The organism is Mycobacterium sp., assembly GCF_029961025.1.
Lineage (GTDB): Bacteria > Actinomycetota > Actinomycetes > Mycobacteriales > Mycobacteriaceae > Mycobacterium.
In genome coordinates this window covers 396496-415863 of record NZ_JASBVP010000002.1, presented here as the reverse complement: position 1 = coordinate 415863, position 19368 = coordinate 396496, and the positions used below count along the sequence as shown (strand labels likewise).

The following is a 19368-nucleotide window of genomic DNA, read 5'->3' as shown; positions in this document are numbered from 1 at the left end:
CTGGTGGCGATCTTCGGCCGAAAAACGGCGCGCCAGCGCCTCCGCAAGGCTACCCGGGAATCACTGCGCACACCGGCATTCAGCGCCTCCGCTGACTGCACGCCCTGGGTGATCGGCGGACTTTGGCCCACCGAATTGTCCACGGTCACTACCGAAACAGCTCCGCTCGCAGCCTATCTCAAGGCAGACCTGCAGCGGATAGCGAATTCGGCCAATCAAGAACTCCACGCCCTCAGACGGGCGGCGATGACCGAGCCGGCCAGGCAGGCAGCAGAGGCTCGGGTGATCCGGATTGCTCGCGACTATGCGGTTCGGCGAGTCGAGTCGACGGTTCGTCAGCTCCGCACAGCGGTGCGAGAAGCACCCGACAGGCACCCGAACCTCGCCGAAGATCTTGCCCCAGGCGTGAAGACAGCACAGCTGCCTGTAACGGTTGTCATGCCGCCGGGCGATCTCGAGACGTCGAGCGCCTCCCCGGAGCCGCGGCAGGACGACGGCGAGCTTCGAGCACTGCGGATTATCGAGACGAGTGGGACGGCGATGGTCAACTCGGCGATCATGGATGCGACCGGCGACCTTGGGGTCGTGTCGGGCGTGTCGGTCGGCCGGCACGCCGAGGATCGGGAGGCCGGCGCGGTGGCGGGAGACGCCGTCACGAATGGCCGGCATACCGAGGCTGCCTCCGAGAGAACGGTGGTGACCCCACATGCTCAGGGCCCGGCGGCCGGTCCGGAATCCGCGCGCCAGCGGCTCGGGAGGCTTCTCGAATTCGTCGCCCGCCAGGAGCCGGGGTTGCGCTGGGCGGTCGGGGATCGCCAAGACGGCACGACGATCCTGCTCACCGACGTGGCCCACGGGTGGGTGCCTCCGGGCATCGCACTGCCCGCCGGCGTGCAGTTGCTGACGCCGGGCTGGCGCGGCGGTAACGTAACCGCCTTACTCGGCCCGACCACGCTGTCCGCGACCTACACCCCGGGCGACTCGTTGGGTCGGCCGGTCGAGCCTGACGCCACCGAAGCCTCGCCGCAGCCCCGGGAACTCCCGGTCGTCGAGGATCTGGGCTGGCTGCTCGGTGAGGCCACCCGGTGGCGCGACGGCCTGCCGCGACTTGCCCACACCCTGGCAAAGGCCGGTGCGGCGGGAACCGGTGTGGCCGACGTGGAAATCGACGTGCTGCGGGTGCACCTGGAGATCGCACGGTACACCCTTTTGGCCCGGTATCCGGATATCGACACCGCCCAACTATTGAACTGCCTGCTGCTGGCCGCCACCGAAGGGATTGCGACCGGTGACAGGGTGTCGGCGAACTACCACTTCTCCTGGTTCCAGGCGCTCAGCAATCCGCCGGTCAGTTCGTGGGGCACGCACCAATGACGATGGCGGATGCGCCGATAACCCGGTTCTACGCAACGCCGATATCCCCGGTGGGAGAGCCGGGTATGACCCGGGTATGAATTGACGCTGGTGGGAGGGATCGACATACTGTGACGGTGCCGGGGCCGGGCAGCCGCGCGGGGTCAAGCGACAAGGATCTCGTCGAGTCGGTGCTGCGTGAGCTGCGCGAGGCCGCCGATAAGTGGGAGGCCATCGTCGCAGAGGCCAAGACCATCATGTACAGCGTCGACCTGGGGGATATCCACGCGGTCGCGAACTCCGACGGCCGGCTGGTCGAGTTGACGTTGCACCCGAGCGTCATGACCGGCTATACCCACCGGGAGCTGGCCGACCGAGTGAACCAGGCCCTTGCCGCACTGCGCGCCGAGGCGCAAGCCGATAACCTGTCACGTTACGGCGGAGAACTGCAGTGAGGCCGGATTTCCTGAGGCGTCACGCTCTGAGGTTGCTGATTCGCGGGCACAACCTCTACGGCGACGGTGGCCTGGACGGGCCTCTGGTCGATGCGGCGCAGGTGCGCCGTCAGGCCGACCGACTCATCCGGGTAACCACTCGCGAGGGGATCGGCGCGGCGGCACCGGCGATTTCGCGCGCGGCGGTGCAACTGCGGCATGCCGCCGATGCCGACTTCGAACTGGCCGCGGCATTGTCGAAGGCACACGCAGACCACACACTTGGGCGCGTCGCCACGAGAGCGGTTCTCGACGACGCTTACGCGGACACCATGCCCGCGACAGACACGCCGCTCGGCTGGCGGGAAGCAGTGCGCCGCATGGCCGCTCGCCTGCGGGCCCAGCACCGGCAGATTCGGCGATCACAGCGACGCTCCCAGCTGCTTGCCCGACGGTTAGCAGGGCTTGCCTACCCGCACCGCCGGGTTTCCCGGGCACGGCACGCACCGGCCGCGCGGGCCATCCCGCTGGATAGCGTGCGATACCAGAAATCATCCGTGCCCGGCTCGGTCAGCAAGCACATCGCCGTGGCACTCGACCGCCTGGGAATTCTCGATCCCCGGGCACGGCGCAACTGGCTGCGGGGGTATGAGACACTGATCGCGCGGGAATCGGGTGGCCGGCCGTTCGCGGTCGGGTCCGCGCCGGCCACCACGCCCGGACCAATCCAGTACGACGGCCATGGTGTCGGCTACGCGCGGGGTCTGACGCAGACCATTCCCGCCACATTCGCGCGTTACCACCAACCTGGCACCTCGACCAATATCTACGATCCGGTCGCCAATATCTGCGCGTCGATCAACTATGTGATGCATCGCTACGGCGTCAGTCGTGACGGCGAGAACCTTGTTGCGCTGGTGCAACAGGCGGATCCGCGTCGACCACCGAAAGGATACTGACTGTGCCGCTGAATCTTTCCAACAGAGATCAGAATTCGGGGCACCTGTTCTACAACCGCCGTCTGCGGGCCGCCATCACGCGCTTTTCGGTCCGGATGAAACACGATGACCGCAAACAGCAAGCCGCGGTGGCGCTTTCGGTGGTGTTCGTGCTCATCGGTGTCGGCTGGATGGCATTGCTGCACATCTGGAAACCCGCCGGTTTGGTAGGCCAGTCGGCGATCATCGGCAACCGCGACACCGGCGCGATTTACGCCAAGATCAACGGGCGGCTCTACCCCGCGCTGAACCTGACGTCCGCGCGGCTGGCGGTGGGCAGCGCCGCCGCCCCCACCTGGGTCAAGGCGAGCGAGATCGCCAAATATCCGACCGGTCCGATGATCGGCATTCCCGGTGTGCCGGACAACCTCACGGTCACACCGAATGTGGTCTCGGCATGGTCGGTGTGCGACACGGCGGCGGGCAGACGCAGCCCGGCAGCACCGGTGGTGACCTCCATTGCCGGTGCGCTGTCGCCGTTCGGCCGGGCCGTGCCGCTGGGGCCACGGCAGGCGATCCTGGCGACCCATCAAGGCGCGACGTTTGTGATCTGGGGTGGGCAGCGGTCCCGCATCGACCCCACCGACCGATCGATCACCTTCAATCTGGGGCTTGATCCCGGCGTCACCTACCCGATCGAAATTTCCAATGCTCTTTACGACGCCATGCCGTCTACCGAACCCCTTGTGGTTCCTGCGATTCCGGAGGCGGGAACACCGTCGCAGTGGCTGCCCGGCGCCACCGTGGGCAGCGTTCTGGAAACCCGCGACGCCGCCGGCGCCGTCACCGGTTTTTATGTGCTCTTGCCGGGGGGTGTGCAGAAGATCACCAGCTTCGTCGCAGATGTGCTGCGCACCGCGAACTCACAGGGTTCTGCGGCACCCACGCTGGTGACTCCGGACAAACTGATTCACATCCCGGTAGTCGATATGCTAAACGTCGACTTCTATCCGTCAGGAAAGTTCGATTTCGTTGATACATCCGCTAATCCGGTGACATGTGTGGCCTGGCAGAAGCAGGCCGGCGATCCCCAGGCAACGCTCACCATCTTAAGTGGCCGAAGCCTGCCGATCCCGATCAGCATGGATTCTCATCTGGTACACCTAGTTCGCGACGATCGCGATCCGAATTCTGTTGAGGCCGATCAGACGTTGCTGCTACCAGGCGCGGCGAACTTCGTTGCGACGACAAGCGGTGCCGTCACGTCGGATAGTCGCGAAAGCCTGTATTGGGTTTCACCGCAAGGAGTTCGATACGGGATTCAAGCGGATCCGCAGACTTTACGATCACTTGGACTCGACCCACACGCAGCGGTGCAGGCACCGTGGCCGATTGTGCGTACGTTTGCGGCCGGACCCGCGATCAGCAGTGAGAGTGCGCTGTTGGCTCGCGACACGATCGTCGGGAACGGCGCGGTGGCGCCCATTCCCGAAGCCAATCGGCAGGCAGGAGGTTAGGCATGTCCAAACGGGGTTTCGTCCGGGGCGCGCGTAAACCACCGCCGGCGGTCCCGCCGGTGCGAGTCGCGGTCGCCCCACCGCTGGCGCTGCCGGAACGCGAGCCCCGCAACATCCTGATGATGATCGCGGTCCCTGCCCTGCTGGTGGGGATCGTCGGGACCCTGGTGGTGATGTATACCTCCGGGGTGCGTTCCCTGCAGTCGGGATTTTTTCCGATGATGGGCTTATTCGGCTTCGGTGCGCTGATGTTCAGCGGACGCTTCGGCCGGGGGCGCCGAATCAGTTGGGGTGAGCAGGAAAAGCAGCGTCGTGCCTATCTGCGGAAACTCGACGAGGATCGTGAAGAGGTGCAGCGCGCCGCGCGGGAGCAGTGGCGCAGCCAGCTGTTCGTGCACGCCGATCCACAGCGGCTGGATACCGTGATCGGTGGGCCACGGATGTGGGAGCGCCGCCCCGGCGACCCCGATTTCTTAGACGTTCGCCTGGGAATCGGCGTACAGGAAACCAGTGATACCGCGATTTCGCTGCAGTGGCCGGAGGTTCCCATCGGTGAGGAGCTGGAGCCGGTCACCGGCGGCGCGCTCAGGGATTTTATTCTTGAACAGAGCAAGATCCGCGGAATGGGCAAAGTTTTGAGCCTGCGCTCCAAACCCGGATTCAGCTTCATCGGGCAGGACACTCACGAACTGCGCAGCTTTGCACGGGCCATCCTGTGCTCGCTGGCGGTCCATCACAGCCCGAGCGACCTGAAGCTCATGGTGGTAACCCGCCACCCCGAGCAATGGGCGTGGCTGGTGTGGCTACCGCACAACCAGCACGACGAGATGTTCGACGCCTGCGGACTGCGCCGGCTGGTATTCGCCTCCCCCACTGAACTGGAGGAAGCCCTCGACCCCGAACTGCACCGCAGGGGTCGCGGCCCGTGGACACCACCGGTTGGCACCAGCCCGACGTCGATGCCGTCAACGATGGAGTCAGTGGGTCTTTCGTTGGGCCCACACTGGGTGATCGTCGACGACAACGTGGGCACTCCCGAGCAGTGGGAAGGCGTCACCGGCCAAAAGGGGATGGCGGGAATCACCGTGCTGCGACTGGCAACCCGGCCCGGTGTCGGTGTCGGGTTTACCGACGAGGACGAACGGTTCCAGCTTCGTGAAGGCCGGCTCTATCATCGCGACGCGTTTTACGCGGTCGCCGACATGCTCGCCGAAAGCACTGCAAACCGGTATGCCCGGGCGCTGGCACGATGGCATCCGATGAGCGCCGGCGAGCTGTCCGAGACCGACAGTCAGGCCGGTGAATTGCTACGGGCGCTGGGCATCAGCGACCCGCGTCAGCTCGATGTCGACCGGTTGTGGGCCGAAAGCCGCGGGCGCGGTGACCCGAAATGGGCGATGGTTCCGGTGGGAGTGAAGCCGAACGGCGAACTGCAATACATCATCTTCCGGGCAAAGGATTTCGGTGGCTACGGTTTCCACTCGGTGGTGATAGGCACCTCAGGCTCCGGGAAGTCGGAGTTCTTCTTGTCGATGTGCAACGGCATCGCGCTGACGCACTCACCGGAAACGTTTATCGTCATCTTCGTCGATATGAAATTCGAATCCGCTGCCCAGGATCTAGAGGGTTTGCCACATGTGGCGGGTTCGCTATCCAACCTGGGCAAAGACGACCGGCATCTTGCCGAGCGGATGCGCAAAGCCATCAACGGTGAAATTGCAAGGCGCTACCGGCTTTTCAAAGAGGCCGGTGCGCGAGATGCCAACGAGTACGAAGAGATGCGCCTGGCCGGCCGGGATCTGGAACCCGTCCCGATCCTTTTGGTCATCATTGATGAGTACCTGGAGTTGTTTCATCATCACCCCGAGTGGGTTCAGCTGGTCATCCATATCGGACAGGAAGGTCGCGGCTGCAACGTCTTCTTCACGCTCGGCGGCCAGCGCCTCGACCTATCGTCGCTGAGCAAGGTCAAAAGCAACATCGCGTTTCGGGTCGCGCTGCGTGCGGAGACGGCCGAGGATTCCCGTGATGTGATCGGCAGCGACGCCGCGCTGCATCTCCCGTCGAAGGAGAACGGGTATGCATTACTGAAGGTTGGCCCGCGCGATCTCGAGCCGTTCCGTTGCTTTTATCTCTCGGCGCCGTTCGTGTTGCCGAAGAAGAGCGCGAACGTCGACAAGACCGTCGATGTGAGCTTCTCGCAGCCACGGCCGCTCACCTGGGAGTATCAGCCGCTCAGCCCCGAGGACACCGCGGCGCTGGCGGTGGCCGACGAACCCGAGGAACCCGACGAATTCCTATTTCATCCCGACGGCTTCAAAAAGAAGAAGATCCTCGACGTCATCCGCGAGTCCCTCGTTGCGAACCCGGCTCGGCTGCCACACCAAATCTGGCTTCCCCCACTGGAAGTCAGCGAACCCGTTGATGCCCTGGTGGCGTACTGGCGTGGCAAGCCCTGGCACGTCGACTACGGACAGAACCCGGGCCTGATCTTTCCGGTCGGGATAGTAGACATTCCCGAAGAACACGCTCAGCGCGTGCACGTTATCGACGCCGAAATGGACAACGTCATGGTGGTTGCCACCGCACAGCGCGGCAAGTCCACCACCTTGATGACGTTGATGGCTTCCGCTGCGCTGATGTATCGTCCGGAGCGGGTGACGTTCTTCTGTATCGGGGCGTCGCTGTATCCGATTGAGGGCCTCCCCCATGTCGCCGGCGTGGTCAGCCTGAACGACGCCGAAGGGGTATCGCGGACAATCGCCACTATCGAGGGCCTGATCCGCTCCCGGGAAGCATCGTTTAAGCACTATCAGATCGACATCACCGAGTTTCGGGAACGACGCTTCGGGGCGATCGGGGGTGGCGGAACCGATCCCGCCGACAAGTTCGGCGATGTCTTCCTGGTGATCGACAATTATGGCGATCTTTACGAAAAGGATCCCGGCATGGGTGACCGGGCGATCGCCATCGCCCGCCAGGGACTGTCCTACGGGGTGCATGTCATGACCAGCGCCAACGCCTGGTTCACCGGTCAGAAGCAGGGCATGGTCACGGTATCTAACGCCCGAATCCAATTGCGGCTGAGCAACCCCGACGAGTCGCAGATGGGCACCTCGCCGGAGTTGCGCAAAGCTGCACGCAACACCTTGGACCGTCCGGGTTTCGGGCTCACCCGGGACGGATACGAGCTGCTGGTGGCCGTGCCCGAGATCACCGGGGCCGCAGGTGAGCGAATCGGAACACGCCGTGCCGGTGCCCTCATCTCCGAGGTGACTGGAACCGGAAAGGTGGAGCGCCTGTCACGACTGCCCGAGCGGGTGGCCTTGAGTCAGGTCGTCGAGGCATTCGAGGGCGCCGCCGAGGCAGGGGACCCATTGAACATCCCGTTCGCGATCGGGGAAAGCGCATTGCAACCGGTCACGCTGGCGCTGCGGAAAACACCAAACCTACTGGTGATGGGCCGTCAGCTGTGCGGCAAGACGACGACACTGGCAGCCTTTGGCCAAGCGATCACCGGGCGTTTCAGCCCCGAGCAGGCGCAGATCACCATCATCGACCCGAAGACCACGCTCATCGGCCGGATACGGGGTCCGCACGTGCGGGCCTACGCCTACACCGCCGACGACATCGACGCGGTGATCGCCGAACTCGCCGCTTTGTTACAGGAGCGTCTCCCGCCGTCGGGCTTAAGTCAGGAGGAACTGTTGAACCGGAAACCCTGGCAAGGCCCGCGCCATTTTGTCCTGATCGACGACGAACACGAGTTGCGCCCGCACAACCAGGTGATGAAGCCCGCGGCGACGGCTCCCCTGTGGGGATTCATCGAACGCAGCCGCGAAGTCGGCCTGCACGTGATCGCTACCCGGCTGCCCGGCAACTGGGCGTCGCAGGTGGTGATGAACCCCTTCATCCAGAAGCTGACGGGATCGCGCTCACCGATGTTGTTTATGGACAATGACCCGGCGAACATCAAGGTCTACGGCAGAATCAGTGCCCAGCAGCTGCCACCCGGGCGTGGATTGTTGGTAACCACCGACGGGGACATCGAGGGGGTGCTCGTGGGCACGCCCGACCGGTATGATTAGCCGAATTGCGCGGCGGCCCCGATCACCGCAGAATTCATGGCAACGGGGCTCGCGGATACGCCTTAGACTCGGTCGGAAGAGCCCGCTGCGGCCGGCGACACAACATCACTAGACAATCACACGGCAGAGGAGTTAAGGGTGACGAGTTTTCTCAGCGTGGTTCCGGAGGCTGTCAACCTTTCATCGGTCACGGAGATGGTGATCAGCGGCGACATGGCCGCTAACAATGCCGCCGGGGCTGCCGCTCTCACGGGGACGGTGCCCATGGTGCCCACCTCTGATGACGCGGCGTTCTCCGCTGCCCTGAACGGGGCGGGCACCGCCTACCTCGGCGCGGTTGCCGAGCATGTCGGGCAGCGGACCGCCTACGCCGGGGCGCAAGGACTCTCCTCGATCAGCTATCTGGTGAACGAGTTGCTCGGCGCCGTCAACCTATCGTCGATCGTTTAACGAGGCGTTATGCCCGATCCACTGTGGTTCGGTCCACCCGAGAGCGTTGCTGCGCTTCTAGAGGCCAGCGACCCCTCCACGGTGATCGCCCACATCGCGGCCTGGCTCAGCGAGGCGGTCAGCCACGAGTTATCCATGGGGATGTCGATGGCCAATATCGCGGCGACCATGTCGCAGTGGATCGGCCTCGGCGGTGTCGCCTCCGCATTGAAGGGCAGCGAACTCAACTTCGCCGGGCTGGCGCCGATGGTGGCGCATTGCTTGAAACACGTCACCATCGGGCAGGCCGCGGTGGAAGCGAACACGATCGCCCGGTCATCGGTTATCCCGGCGGCGGTGTGTCAGGCCAACCGCGACGAAACCGCTGCGTTGCACGCCACTAACTTCTGCGGTTGCAACACCCCGGCGATCATCGCAAACGATACGCAATATTTCGGGAACTTCTGGCCACAGAACATGAGCGCCGGGCTGATGTACGCGGGCACGCTGAACACGCTGATGGGAGCGATAGCCTCGACACCCCCGCCGATCACACCGCTGGGGGCATCGCCGGCAGCTGCGGCCGCGCCGGCTGAATCTGTCGTCGAATCGGCGGCGGGCAACGCGGGAGGGCTGCCGTCATTGCCGGCTGAGGCGGCCCAGACCGCCGGGTCGACCGCGTCGCCGATGGACGCGATGAGCCAGTTGCTGCAGCCGGTGCAGCAGGCGGTGTCGAGTGTGCCCCAGCTGGCGAGTTCCGTCGGCCAGGGTCCCACGCAACTGATTCAAGGCGCCTCCCAGAGTCTGTCCAGCCCGATGCAAAGCCTGATGGGCATGTTCCCGGGGCTGATGTCACAATCGGGGGCTTCCACAGTCGTTGAACCGGTGGCCGCAGCGGCCGAGCCGATAGCGGGGAGTGGCGCCGGTGCGGTTGGCCTGGGTTCGGGCGCGGCCGGCGGCGCCGGGGGTGTCGCTTATCCCGGCGCGGGATTGACCAGCTTCACCCGCCCCGCCAGCACGTTCGAACCAGAGGGCGGACGGCCCATCGGGCTGAGGCCGGGCGGCATGCTGAACGCCGCCGATCTGCGCGGGCCGACCACCACTTCGGCGGGTGGGGCGGCGATGCCGGTTTCACCGGCAGCCGCCGGCATGCTGGGCCGGGAAAACTCCGAGACGGACAAGGATAAGGTGACCCACGCCCGCATCGTCGTCGACCACGGCCGAAAAGACTCCCCCTGATGCTGATGCGGCAAGGATCGCGAGGACGGATCGGTGCTATACCGGCCGTCTGGTTCACGGAGCCAGGTGGTGATGCCCGGGTCGATGAAAAACTGAAGTGACAACCGTCAGCAAGACCATACAATTCTGTGCAACGGCCCGGATTTCCGGTCAACGAGAGGACACCGTAAATGCCACAAAATATGCAGGTTGGAATCGAAGCCGTTGAGGCGATGATCCAGAAGGCCGACACCCTCCTGGCAGAAGCGCAAGCACTCGGCGGGCAGTACCTCGCCCATTCTGAAAACATCATCAACGCCGGATGGTCCGGGCAGGCGTGCGTCACGTCGCACGCCACAGCGATTCAAGTGAAACACGATCTTGATCAGGCCCTTGCGGCAAATCTGGAACTGCATGAGCAACTGAACCACGCCAAGGCGCAATACCTTGCTCAGCAAGCCGATTCGAGCCACGAACTTGCTGCCGTTCACCACAGCGTCAGCCCGGCGCAGCAGATGTAGCCCGCGGCAATCGATTGAGATAAAACCCCAAGACCTACCCAATTCAGGAGAACCGATGGAAATCTCATACAACTACGCCGCCGGAGCGGACTTATCACAGGCCATGGCCTCGCAGGCCGCGATGCTCAGTCAACATGCCCACGACCTCATGCAAGCCGGCACCGCGTTGGTGTCCGAAAATCTCGTGGGCCAAGGAGGCGACGCTTATTTAGACAGCCTGAGGCGTCTCACCAGTGCGGTGTCGGACATCGGTGAGACCATTATGCGGCACAGCAGCGCTGTCAACGCCTCATTCGGCAGTGCCCACGACACCGATGCCGCGGCCGCACAGAGCTTGAGCATATAGGTCTTGGAGGTGGCCGGCGTGGGGCGCGCATTCGCGCGCCCCACGCCGCGGTTCGGAGAACAAGCGTGTTGACCACCACCGTTGATGGATTGTGGGTGCTGCAGGTCCTCACCGGCATCGAGGTGCTGGCCCCGGAGTTGGCGCTGCGTCCGATATTGCCCAGCGTCGAGACACCGCAGCTGGCGCTGGCGCATCCGATTGCCGCCGAACTGCAAGCCGTGGGTGTGATCGACGGATCGGGGACCGTCGACGCAATGGTTGTGGAGTGGCTGACCGTGCTGGCGCGCCGTGACGTCGCGCTGCTGGTCTACGTGCCGAGCCCAGAAGGCGGGGAGCAGCCGGCGAGGGCGTTGCTCGCGCGGTTCGCGCAGTGGTGGGTCGTGATGGAGCGATCGGAAAACCTGGTCCGCATCGGCGGGGCGGGCACGTCGGCCACGGAATCCGCGGCGAACGATGTCGTGATCCGGCAGATCGAGCGGCTGTGCGGAACGCGGGAACCGGCGCCGTTGCAACCGGTAACCGTGGATGTCGACCGGGTGATGGCGGGGGTAGCGAGCCGGGAGACGCTGCATCAGCAGTTGCTGCGCCAGCGGTTGGACGGTGATCAGCTGCAGATCCTCATGATGGCCGCCGACATGCGTCGAACGGCGCGGGCCTTCATCGTGGCTATCCAATCCGGGGTCGACACCGGCCGGCCTACCCGCACCCACATCGAGCAGAGTGTGGTGGCCATCGCTGACACACCCGAGGGGCGGCTGGTCGGCGAACATTTCTCCTCGGCCGGCAAGAGATGGATGATCATCGCACCCGGCACCACCAGCAGCATCGCCGAAGCGGTCAACCGGCTGCTGCGGCGCCTTCCCGCGAATCAAGAATGGTATTCCTACCGAAAGGTTGTGTAAGTAAGGGGATCTCACACATGTTAGCATCGTTATCGTGACAAATCCGTGGCACGCGCCGTCAAATTCGACGGAGCAGGCCAGACAGCCGCGCAGAGAACCCGCCCCTCCGGCGCGCCAGCAACAAGAGTCGGTATCCGGAACCCTGCGGATATCCGATATGGTTGCGCCACGCAAAATTCCGCCCGGCTCGGGATGGCGAAAGTTCATATACAGCGCGTCGTTTCACACTATCAATTTGGGTGAATCACCGGCGGAACGGCATTACCGCGAATTACAGGAGCGGATCCGGCGCCACATCCGCAAGCAGTACGTCATCGGGGTGGTCTCCGGCAAGGGCGGGGTCGGCAAGACCACCATGACCGCATGCATCGGCGCGGTGTTCCGGGAATGCCGGCCCGAGAACGTGGTGGCCATCGATGCCGCGCCCGGCTTCGGAACGCTGGCCGGCCGGATCGACGAAAACCCGCCCGGCGACTACACGGCCGTGCTGAACGATACCGATGTGCAGGGGTACGCCGACATCCGCGAACATTTGGGGCAAAACAGTGTCGGATTGGATGTGCTGGCCGGAAACCGGGCGTCCGATCAGCCCCGGCCACTGGTACCCGCGATGTTCACCGGGGTGCTCTCGCGGCTGCGCCGCACCCACACCGTCATCGTGGTGGACACCTCCGATGACCTCGAGCATCCGGTGATGAAGGCGGTGTTCGATGCCTGCGACACTCTGGTTTTCGTGTCCGGACTGACCGCCGACACCTCACTGCCGGTGACCCGCGCGATTGACCTGCTGCGGTCAATGGGCTATCACGAACTGGTGTCGCGCAGTATGGTCATTCTGAATGATAGTCGCAACGGATATGACCCGGATGCGCGAGCGTACCTCACCGAACGTTTTGGAAAGTCGGGAGCGACCGTCGAGTTTATGCCATACGATCCGCATCTTGCTAAAGGTGGGATAATCGATACGCAGCATGAACTGAAAAAAAAGACGCGGCTGCGGTTGTTTGAAATAACTGCGGCATTGGCAGATAAGTATATTCCGGACGCCGATAGGCCCCGTTAAATGCCGAAGGTTGCATTTCCGGCGCGGTGCGCGGTCGCGGTGGTGTGCGGAGAGCACCTGGTGTCGCAGGTCTACCCCGCGTCCGTGCCGGTGGAGATGTTTATCGACAACGTCGTCGAACTGCTCAACGAAGAGCTCAAACGCCGGGGCCTAGCCGGACTGGAGGCGGGGATCGGCTACGAATTGCAGAAGGCCAACGGGGTGCGGTTGGATGTCACCAAAACGCTCGATGAGCTCGGCGTTGAGGACGGCGCCACCCTGGTGCTGGTTCCCGCTGTGGAAGGCGATTCGTTTGAGCCGCAATATGAATCACTATCTACCGGATTAGCCCGGGTAGGCAAGAAACTGTTTGAACCCGTGTCGGCCGACACCGCGGCGCACACCGCGCTGGCGATCTTGGCGGCGGTATCAGCGGTAGTGCTGGGGCTCGCGGTGCGCAACCGGATCGAAACCGACTCGTCGGTTGCGGGCATCGTCACGGGTGTGCTCGGTTTGCTGACGGCCGGTGCAGCCGGCGTGGTGTGGCGGTGGTGGCCGAACCGCAGCGACATGATTGACGGATTCGTTTGGCTGACAGTTCCATTGCTCGCGGTCGCCATGGCCGCGAGCGCCCCGGGGCGCCTTGGATCGGCGCACCTGTTCATTGGCGCCTTAACCGTCGGGGTGCTGACCTACGGGATAGCGGCGACCACCCGACGTCATGTCAACGTGGCGTCGGCGGTGGCGACACTGTGCGCGCTGGGCGGGTCGGTCGCCGCAGCCCGCATGTGGCGGCCGATTCCCGCCCAGTGGCTTGGCATGTGCACGTTAGTCGCCCTGCTCTTTATGCTGACCTTGGCGCCAACGCTCGCATTGTGGGCGGCGCGGATTCGGCCACCGTACTTCGGATCGATCACCGGTCGGGACCTGTTTCAGCGCAAGGCCGGTCTGCCGGCAGACGCCGTGTCTCCGGTGGAGGAGGGCACCGAAGATGAGATAACGCCGGATACCACCCCACGCGGAGCGCAAATCGCTGCCGCTGCGATCCGCGCCAACAATGTGCTGACGGGGATCTGCGTGGGCGCGGGGTTGACGCTGCCCGCGGCGGTATGGGCGACGCTGACGCCGGGCCGGGGTAAGAGCATCGCGGCCCTGGTGCTGTCCGGGCTCTTCGCGCTGATCTTCATCAGTCGCGGACGCGCGTTCGCCGACAAGCGGCAGGCGATCGCGCTGGTCTGCGGGGCGGTGGCCGCGGTCTGCGTCGGCGTTGTCAAATACGCGCTGCACGAGCCGGCGCGGTCCGGTGAAACGGTGCTGTGGGCGGCGATTGTGCTGACCGGTTTTGCGGGCGCCGGCCTGGCGGCCGCGCTGCTGGTACCGATCACGAGGTTCACGCCGCTGGTGCGGATGATCGCGGAGTGGTTGGAGATCGTGGCGATCATCGCGGCCCTGCCGCTCGCGGCGTGGATCGGTGGTCTATTCACCTGGGTGCGGATGCGATGAGCCGGAGAGCCTCGATGCCCTGGACGCGACGGATCACGTCAACGGCGCTGGCGGCCGTGCTCGTTAGCGCACCGGCCAGCCTACCTGCGGCGCAAGCGATTCCACCGCCTACTATCGATCCGGGCCGGGTGCCCGCGGATGGCAAACCGGGCCCGGATCAGCCGATGCGCCAGAGCAACGTCTGCGCCCGGACGATCACCGTCGCCGATCCGAACGTGGGTGTCACCGCTCCGGGATTCACGCTGCTCAACATCGCCAAGGCCTGGCAGTATTCGACGGGTAACGGAGTGCCGGTGGCAATCATCGACACCGGCGTCAACCCCAGTCAGCGGCTGCCCGTGGTGCCCGGCGGCGACTACATCATGGGCGGCGACGGGCTGATGGACTGTGACGCGCATGGCACCATCGTGGCCTCGGTCGTCGGTGCAGCGCCCCAGGGCACCCCCGTGCCCGCCCCGATGCCGCCGGTTCCGGCGTTCGGGCCGCCGGCCGGCCCACCGGCCACCGATTCGGCACCGCCCCCTCCGGGCGCGCCTCCTCCGCCGCCGGCTCCACCGCCGCCTCCGTCGCCGGTAACCGTCACCGAAGTCAAACCGGTCCCACCACCGCCACCGCCGCCGTCCGACGAGCCGTCGAACGCACCGGGGGACCCCGCACCGGACCAAGCCGACGACCCCGAGGTACCGCCACCGCCACCGGGCGCACCCGACGGGGTGGTCGGGGTGGCGCCGCACGCGACGATCATCTCGATCCGGCAATCCTCACGCGCCTACGAGCCGGTCAACCCCGGGGGCGGTGACGTGGAGGCCCGTAAGAAGGCCGGCACGGTTGCCACCCTGGCCAGCGCCATCGTGCACGCGGCCAACATGGGCGCCAAGGTGATCAACGTCAGTGTGACCTCATGCGTGCCGGCGGCTGACCCGCTCGATCAGGGGGCGATCGGTGCCGCCGTATGGTACGCGGCAACCGTGAAGGATGCGGTGATCGTCGCGGCGGCCGGTAACGAAGGGGAAGACGAATGTGCCCAGAACCCGATCTTCGATCCGCTGGATCCGTCTGATCCGCGGGACTGGCATCAGGTCAAAACGGTGTCGTCACCGTCCTGGTTCTCCGATTATGTGCTGTCGGTGGGTGCGGTGGATGACAGTGGCGCTCCGATCAGCAAGAGTCTCGCCGGGCCGTGGGTGGCGGCCGCGGCACCCGGGGTCGGGATCATGGGGTTGTCTCCGCAGACGGGCGGACCGGTCAACGCTTACCCGCCGCTGCGTCCGGGCGAGAAAAACATGCCGTTTTGGGGCACCAGCTTCGCAGCGGCTTATGTGAGCGGAGTGGCCGCGCTGGTGCGGGCGAAATATCCCCAGCTGTCGGCTCATCAGGTGATCAACCGGATACTGCAGACGGCGCACAATCCGCCGCGGGGGGTCGACAACCAGGTGGGCTACGGGGTGGTGGACCCGGTGGCCGCGTTGACCTTTAACGTGCCTCCCGGAGACCGGCTTGCGCCCGGTGCCCAGAGTCGGGTGGTCAGGCCCGCGCCACCACCGCCACCACCGGATCACCGCGCCCGCGACGTGGCTCTGGTGTTCACGGGCATGGTTGTGGCGGCGGTGATGATCGGGTGGCTTATCGCGCGCGCGCGGCAGGCGCGATGAGCGCCACGACGAAGCTCGCGGTGATCGTCGGCGTGCTGACCGCCGGCCTGGCCGGATGGATCGTCGGCGGCTATCCCGGGGCCGCAGCGGGCCTGGTCCTCGGCGTGGCCGGTGGCGTGATCCGCTGGCGGGGACACCCGCTGTGGTACTGGCTGATCTTGTGGCGCCGCCGTGGCCGGCCTACCGTGTGGCGTGGTCCCATCACGGTGGCCAACGATCGGTCCGGGGGCGGGATCCGCTACCAGGACGGTGTCGCCGCGGTCGCCGTGCAGCTACTCGGCAAGGCGCACACCCCAACCCTATTCACCGGGTCGACCGCAACGTACACCGAAAACACCGTCGACATCGCGGATCTGCTACCCCTGCTGCATCAAAGCCTGGGTTTGACCATCGATTCGCTGAGCGTGGTCAGCGCCGGCGCCCGCCGGCGCAGCACCGGCGATTATCCGCGGGTGTATGACACGTTGATCGGCACCCCGCCCTATGCCGGGCAGCGGGAAACCTGGCTGATCGCACGGATTGCCGCCGTCCCCAACGCCGAGGCGCTGCAATGGCGGGCCTCGATCGGAACCGCGACGCTTGCGGCCGGCCAACGGATCAGCGCCGCGATGCGCCAACAAGGCATTCGGGCGAAGGTCGCGACGGCCACCGACGTCGTCGAGCTAGAGCGCCGACTGGGAAAGACCGCGCTGAGCTCTCAGCACCAGCGTTGGCGCACCGCCCGCGGTGATGGCGGATGGTTGACCACCTACGCCTATCGCCCGACCGACATCAGCACCGAGAACCTGGCTCTCGCCTGGTCGCTGCGCGTCGACGGAATCATCCAGAACGTCACGTTGTTCGGCGACGACACCGCTATGGCCACGGTGACGGTGCGCAGTGCGCAGCCGCCGACGGCACCGCCCAGCGTGATGTTGCGAACACTGCCGGGGGAACAGGCCCAAGGCATCGCCGCCAACCTGTGCGGTCCGATGCCGGCACTGCGGGGTGTTCGTCGCGGCGTCCTGCCACGGTCGCTGGTCCTGCCCGTCGGGCCGTCGGGTGTGCTGCTCGGCCGGGTGGGTACCGGTAACCGGCTGATGCTGCCCCTTGACGATCCCGGCGAATTCAGTCGGGTGCACATCGCTGCGGAGGATGCCCTGGCCAAGCGAATAGTGGTTCGCCTGGCGGGAGCCGGCGAGCGGATCACGGTGCATACCCGGGATCTGCAGCGTTGGGCCAGTGTTCGCATGCCGGACGTCGTGGTGAACAACCGGGTACGGCCCGCGTCCGGCACCACGGTCAGCGTCGTGGACGGCACCATCGTTCCTGCGCCACGCCCGAACACGCTGATCTCCGTCGGCAAACCGGGAGAGCCTTACCGGGGCTCGGTCGACGTGTTGATCACCCAGACCGGACCGGCGACCGTGGAGGTGATGACCGCCTCGGGGCACGTGCACACCGTGGAGGTCGAGTTGTTCCGCGCCGAGAACCGCTACGTCTCCGCGGAGCCCACGACACTGCGAAGCTCTGAACTCGAATCGGTGGACTAGACGATGACCAGCAGCACGACGACGGTCGCCGCACGTAAGCGTTTCGATCAGGCGATGGGGTTGCTCTTTTCGGACACCACCGCCGCGCAGGGGTTGTTTCGGGAGGCGACGGAGATCGACCCGTCGATGGCCGACGCCTGGCTGGGCCGGATCGCCGCCGGTGATGACGCCCTGTCGACGCTACAGCAGCTCTACGCCTACGGCGCCCGCCTGCATCGCGAGACCAACCGGCTCGGCACACACCTGTCGGCGGCTATTAAAGCGGGTCCCTATCTGTCTATCTCGGTGACCGAGGCCTCGCACGCCGGCCTGGCGCTGGCAAGCGCCCTCGTCGATGAGCGTCAGTACGAGAAAGCCGAAGCGCTGCTCAACGACCCGTCGCTGCTCGACAGCTGGGAGAATCACCAGTGGCAGCAGTACATTCGGGCATACCTGATGTTTGCTACACAGCGCTGGCCGGACGTGATCTCGATTGCCGCGACGAGCCTGCCGCCGCAAGCCATCATCATGGCAGCGGTGACAGCCGGCACCAATGCCCTGGCCGCCCACGCCGCGGCGCACCTCGGGCAGGCCCGTGTCGCCCTTGACTGGGCGGATCGGGTCGAACTACGGATAGGGCACACCGGGCCGGCCGAATCGCGTCGGCACCAGCTGACCGACATCGCGGTCACCGCGATCGACCCCAGCGAGTTTCCATTGATCGCCGCCGACCTGGCCTACATCCGGGGAATGGCGCACCGCCAGCTCGGCGAGGAGGACAAGGCGCAGATCTGGTTGTCGAAAGCAACGATCAACGGCGCGCTGATCGAACCGGCCAAGCAGGCCCTCAGCGACCCCACGCTGCAGTTGGTGGTCACCGACGAGGAAACCATTAACAGCCGCACCAACAAATGGGACGTCACCACGGAACGCTCCGAAGACCAGCGCCGGGAGGAAGAAAACAAAGAGCGGCGCAAAGAGCTTCTCGCAGAGGGACGTGCGCTTCTCAATAACCAGGTGGGATTAACTGAAGTCAAACGGGCCGTCGCCGAACTCGAAGACCAGATCGAGGTGCGGGCATTGCGGTTGGCGGCCGGGCTGCCGGTGACCAACCAAACGAACCACATGCTGCTCGTGGGACCGCCCGGCACCGGTAAGACAACCACGGCGGAGGCACTGGGAAAGATCTTCGCCGGATTGGGAATTGTCCGCCACCCGGAGATCATCGAGGTGAAGAGGTCCGACTTCTGTGGTGAGCACATCGGCGCATCAGGCCCGAAAACCAATGAGTTGATCAATCGTTCGCTGGGCCGCATCCTCTTCATGGATGAGTTCTATTCGCTGGTGGAACGCCACCAAGACGGCCGGCCGGACATGATCGGCATGGAGGCGGTCAACCAACTCATGATCGCCCTCGAGGTGCATCGGTTCGACTTCTGTTTCATCGGCGCAGGATACGAGAGGGAAGTCGACGAATTCCTCACTGTCAACCCAGGTTTAGCGGGCCGATTCAACCGCAAGCTGCGGTTTGAATCCTATACTCCCGACGAGCTGGTGGAGATCGCGGTCCGCTACGGCGAGCCGCGCGCGACCGTGATCGAGCCAGCCGCCCGCGAGGCGCTGAATGTTGCGTGCACGATGTTGCGAGCCTATACGGCTCCCGATGGGCGACATGGGATCGACATCATGCAGAACGGGCGCTTTGCCCGCAATGTAGTTGAGCGTGCTGAGCGGCTTCGGGATTCCAGGGTGGCCGCCCAGCACCGCACCAACCAGGGCTCGGTGACGGTGGACGATCTGCAGACCGTCCGCGCGCAGGACGTTATCGACGCAGTTGTCGACGCGTGTGCGGAAAAGCATGTGCCGATGGTTCTTTGACGACGGGTCAGGGTTTTGGCCGTGCTGCGCAGGGGG

15 protein-coding genes are annotated in these 19368 nt (G+C 65.0%); all 15 read left to right on the top strand.

Annotation, left to right across the window (positions count from 1 at the left end):
- The first annotated feature begins 3 nt into the window (after positions 1–3).
- The 15 genes from QJR12_RS02680 to eccA all read left to right on the top strand — a co-directional run bounded on the left by QJR12_RS02680 (position 4) and on the right by eccA (position 19332).
- Complete coding sequence (locus tag QJR12_RS02680; protein ID WP_300575899.1) at positions 4–1374, top strand: DUF5631 domain-containing protein; 1371 nt, start codon at positions 4–6, stop codon at positions 1372–1374.
- A 116-nt stretch (positions 1375–1490) separates the two neighbouring features.
- Complete coding sequence (locus QJR12_RS02675; RefSeq protein WP_300576527.1) at positions 1491–1808, top strand: DUF2710 family protein; 318 nt, start codon at positions 1491–1493, stop codon at positions 1806–1808.
- Between the two features lie 32 nt (positions 1809–1840).
- Positions 1841–2746, top strand: coding sequence for a transglycosylase SLT domain-containing protein (locus QJR12_RS02670; RefSeq protein WP_300575896.1), 906 nt, complete (start codon positions 1841–1843; stop codon positions 2744–2746).
- 2 nt (positions 2747–2748) lie between these two features.
- Positions 2749–4242, top strand: coding sequence for a type VII secretion protein EccB (gene eccB, locus QJR12_RS02665; RefSeq protein ID WP_300575894.1), 1494 nt, complete (start codon positions 2749–2751; stop codon positions 4240–4242).
- A gap of 2 nt (positions 4243–4244) precedes the next feature.
- Positions 4245–8330, top strand: a complete 4086-nt coding sequence (gene eccCa / locus QJR12_RS02660; RefSeq protein WP_300575891.1) for a type VII secretion protein EccCa — start codon at positions 4245–4247, stop codon at positions 8328–8330.
- Positions 8331–8468: 138 nt separating this feature from the next.
- Entirely contained in the window at positions 8469–8780 is a 312-nt protein-coding gene (locus tag QJR12_RS02655) for a PE family protein (RefSeq protein WP_300575889.1), read from the top strand.
- A 9-nt stretch (positions 8781–8789) separates the two neighbouring features.
- Positions 8790–9998: a PPE domain-containing protein gene (locus tag QJR12_RS02650; RefSeq protein WP_300575887.1), complete on the top strand. Its 1209-nt coding sequence runs from the start codon at positions 8790–8792 to the stop codon at positions 9996–9998.
- A gap of 170 nt (positions 9999–10168) precedes the next feature.
- Complete coding sequence (locus tag QJR12_RS02645) at positions 10169–10498, top strand: hypothetical protein (protein WP_300575885.1); 330 nt, start codon at positions 10169–10171, stop codon at positions 10496–10498.
- A gap of 55 nt (positions 10499–10553) precedes the next feature.
- Positions 10554–10844: a hypothetical protein gene (locus QJR12_RS02640; protein ID WP_300575883.1), complete on the top strand. Its 291-nt coding sequence runs from the start codon at positions 10554–10556 to the stop codon at positions 10842–10844.
- 65 nt (positions 10845–10909) lie between these two features.
- Positions 10910–11746, top strand: coding sequence for an ESX secretion-associated protein EspG (locus QJR12_RS02635; RefSeq protein ID WP_300575882.1), 837 nt, complete (start codon positions 10910–10912; stop codon positions 11744–11746).
- Between the two features lie 34 nt (positions 11747–11780).
- Positions 11781–12809, top strand: coding sequence for a MinD/ParA family protein (locus QJR12_RS02630; RefSeq protein WP_300575879.1), 1029 nt, complete (start codon positions 11781–11783; stop codon positions 12807–12809).
- Positions 12810–14291, top strand: coding sequence for a type VII secretion integral membrane protein EccD (gene eccD, locus QJR12_RS02625; RefSeq protein ID WP_300575876.1), 1482 nt, complete (start codon positions 12810–12812; stop codon positions 14289–14291).
- A 14-nt stretch (positions 14292–14305) separates the two neighbouring features.
- The gene (gene mycP, locus QJR12_RS02620; protein WP_300576524.1) at positions 14306–15943 is read left to right on the top strand and encodes a type VII secretion-associated serine protease mycosin; all 1638 of its coding nucleotides are present in this window, start codon (positions 14306–14308) and stop codon (positions 15941–15943) included.
- Positions 15940–17475, top strand: coding sequence for a type VII secretion protein EccE (gene eccE / locus QJR12_RS02615; RefSeq protein ID WP_300575874.1), 1536 nt, complete (start codon positions 15940–15942; stop codon positions 17473–17475). The genes mycP and eccE overlap by 4 nt, the downstream gene beginning before the upstream one ends.
- A 54-nt stretch (positions 17476–17529) precedes the next feature.
- On the top strand, positions 17530–19332 hold the full coding sequence (eccA, locus tag QJR12_RS02610) for a type VII secretion AAA-ATPase EccA (RefSeq protein ID WP_300576521.1): 1803 nt from the start codon (positions 17530–17532) through the stop codon (positions 19330–19332).
- The last annotated feature ends 36 nt before the right edge of the window (positions 19333–19368 follow it).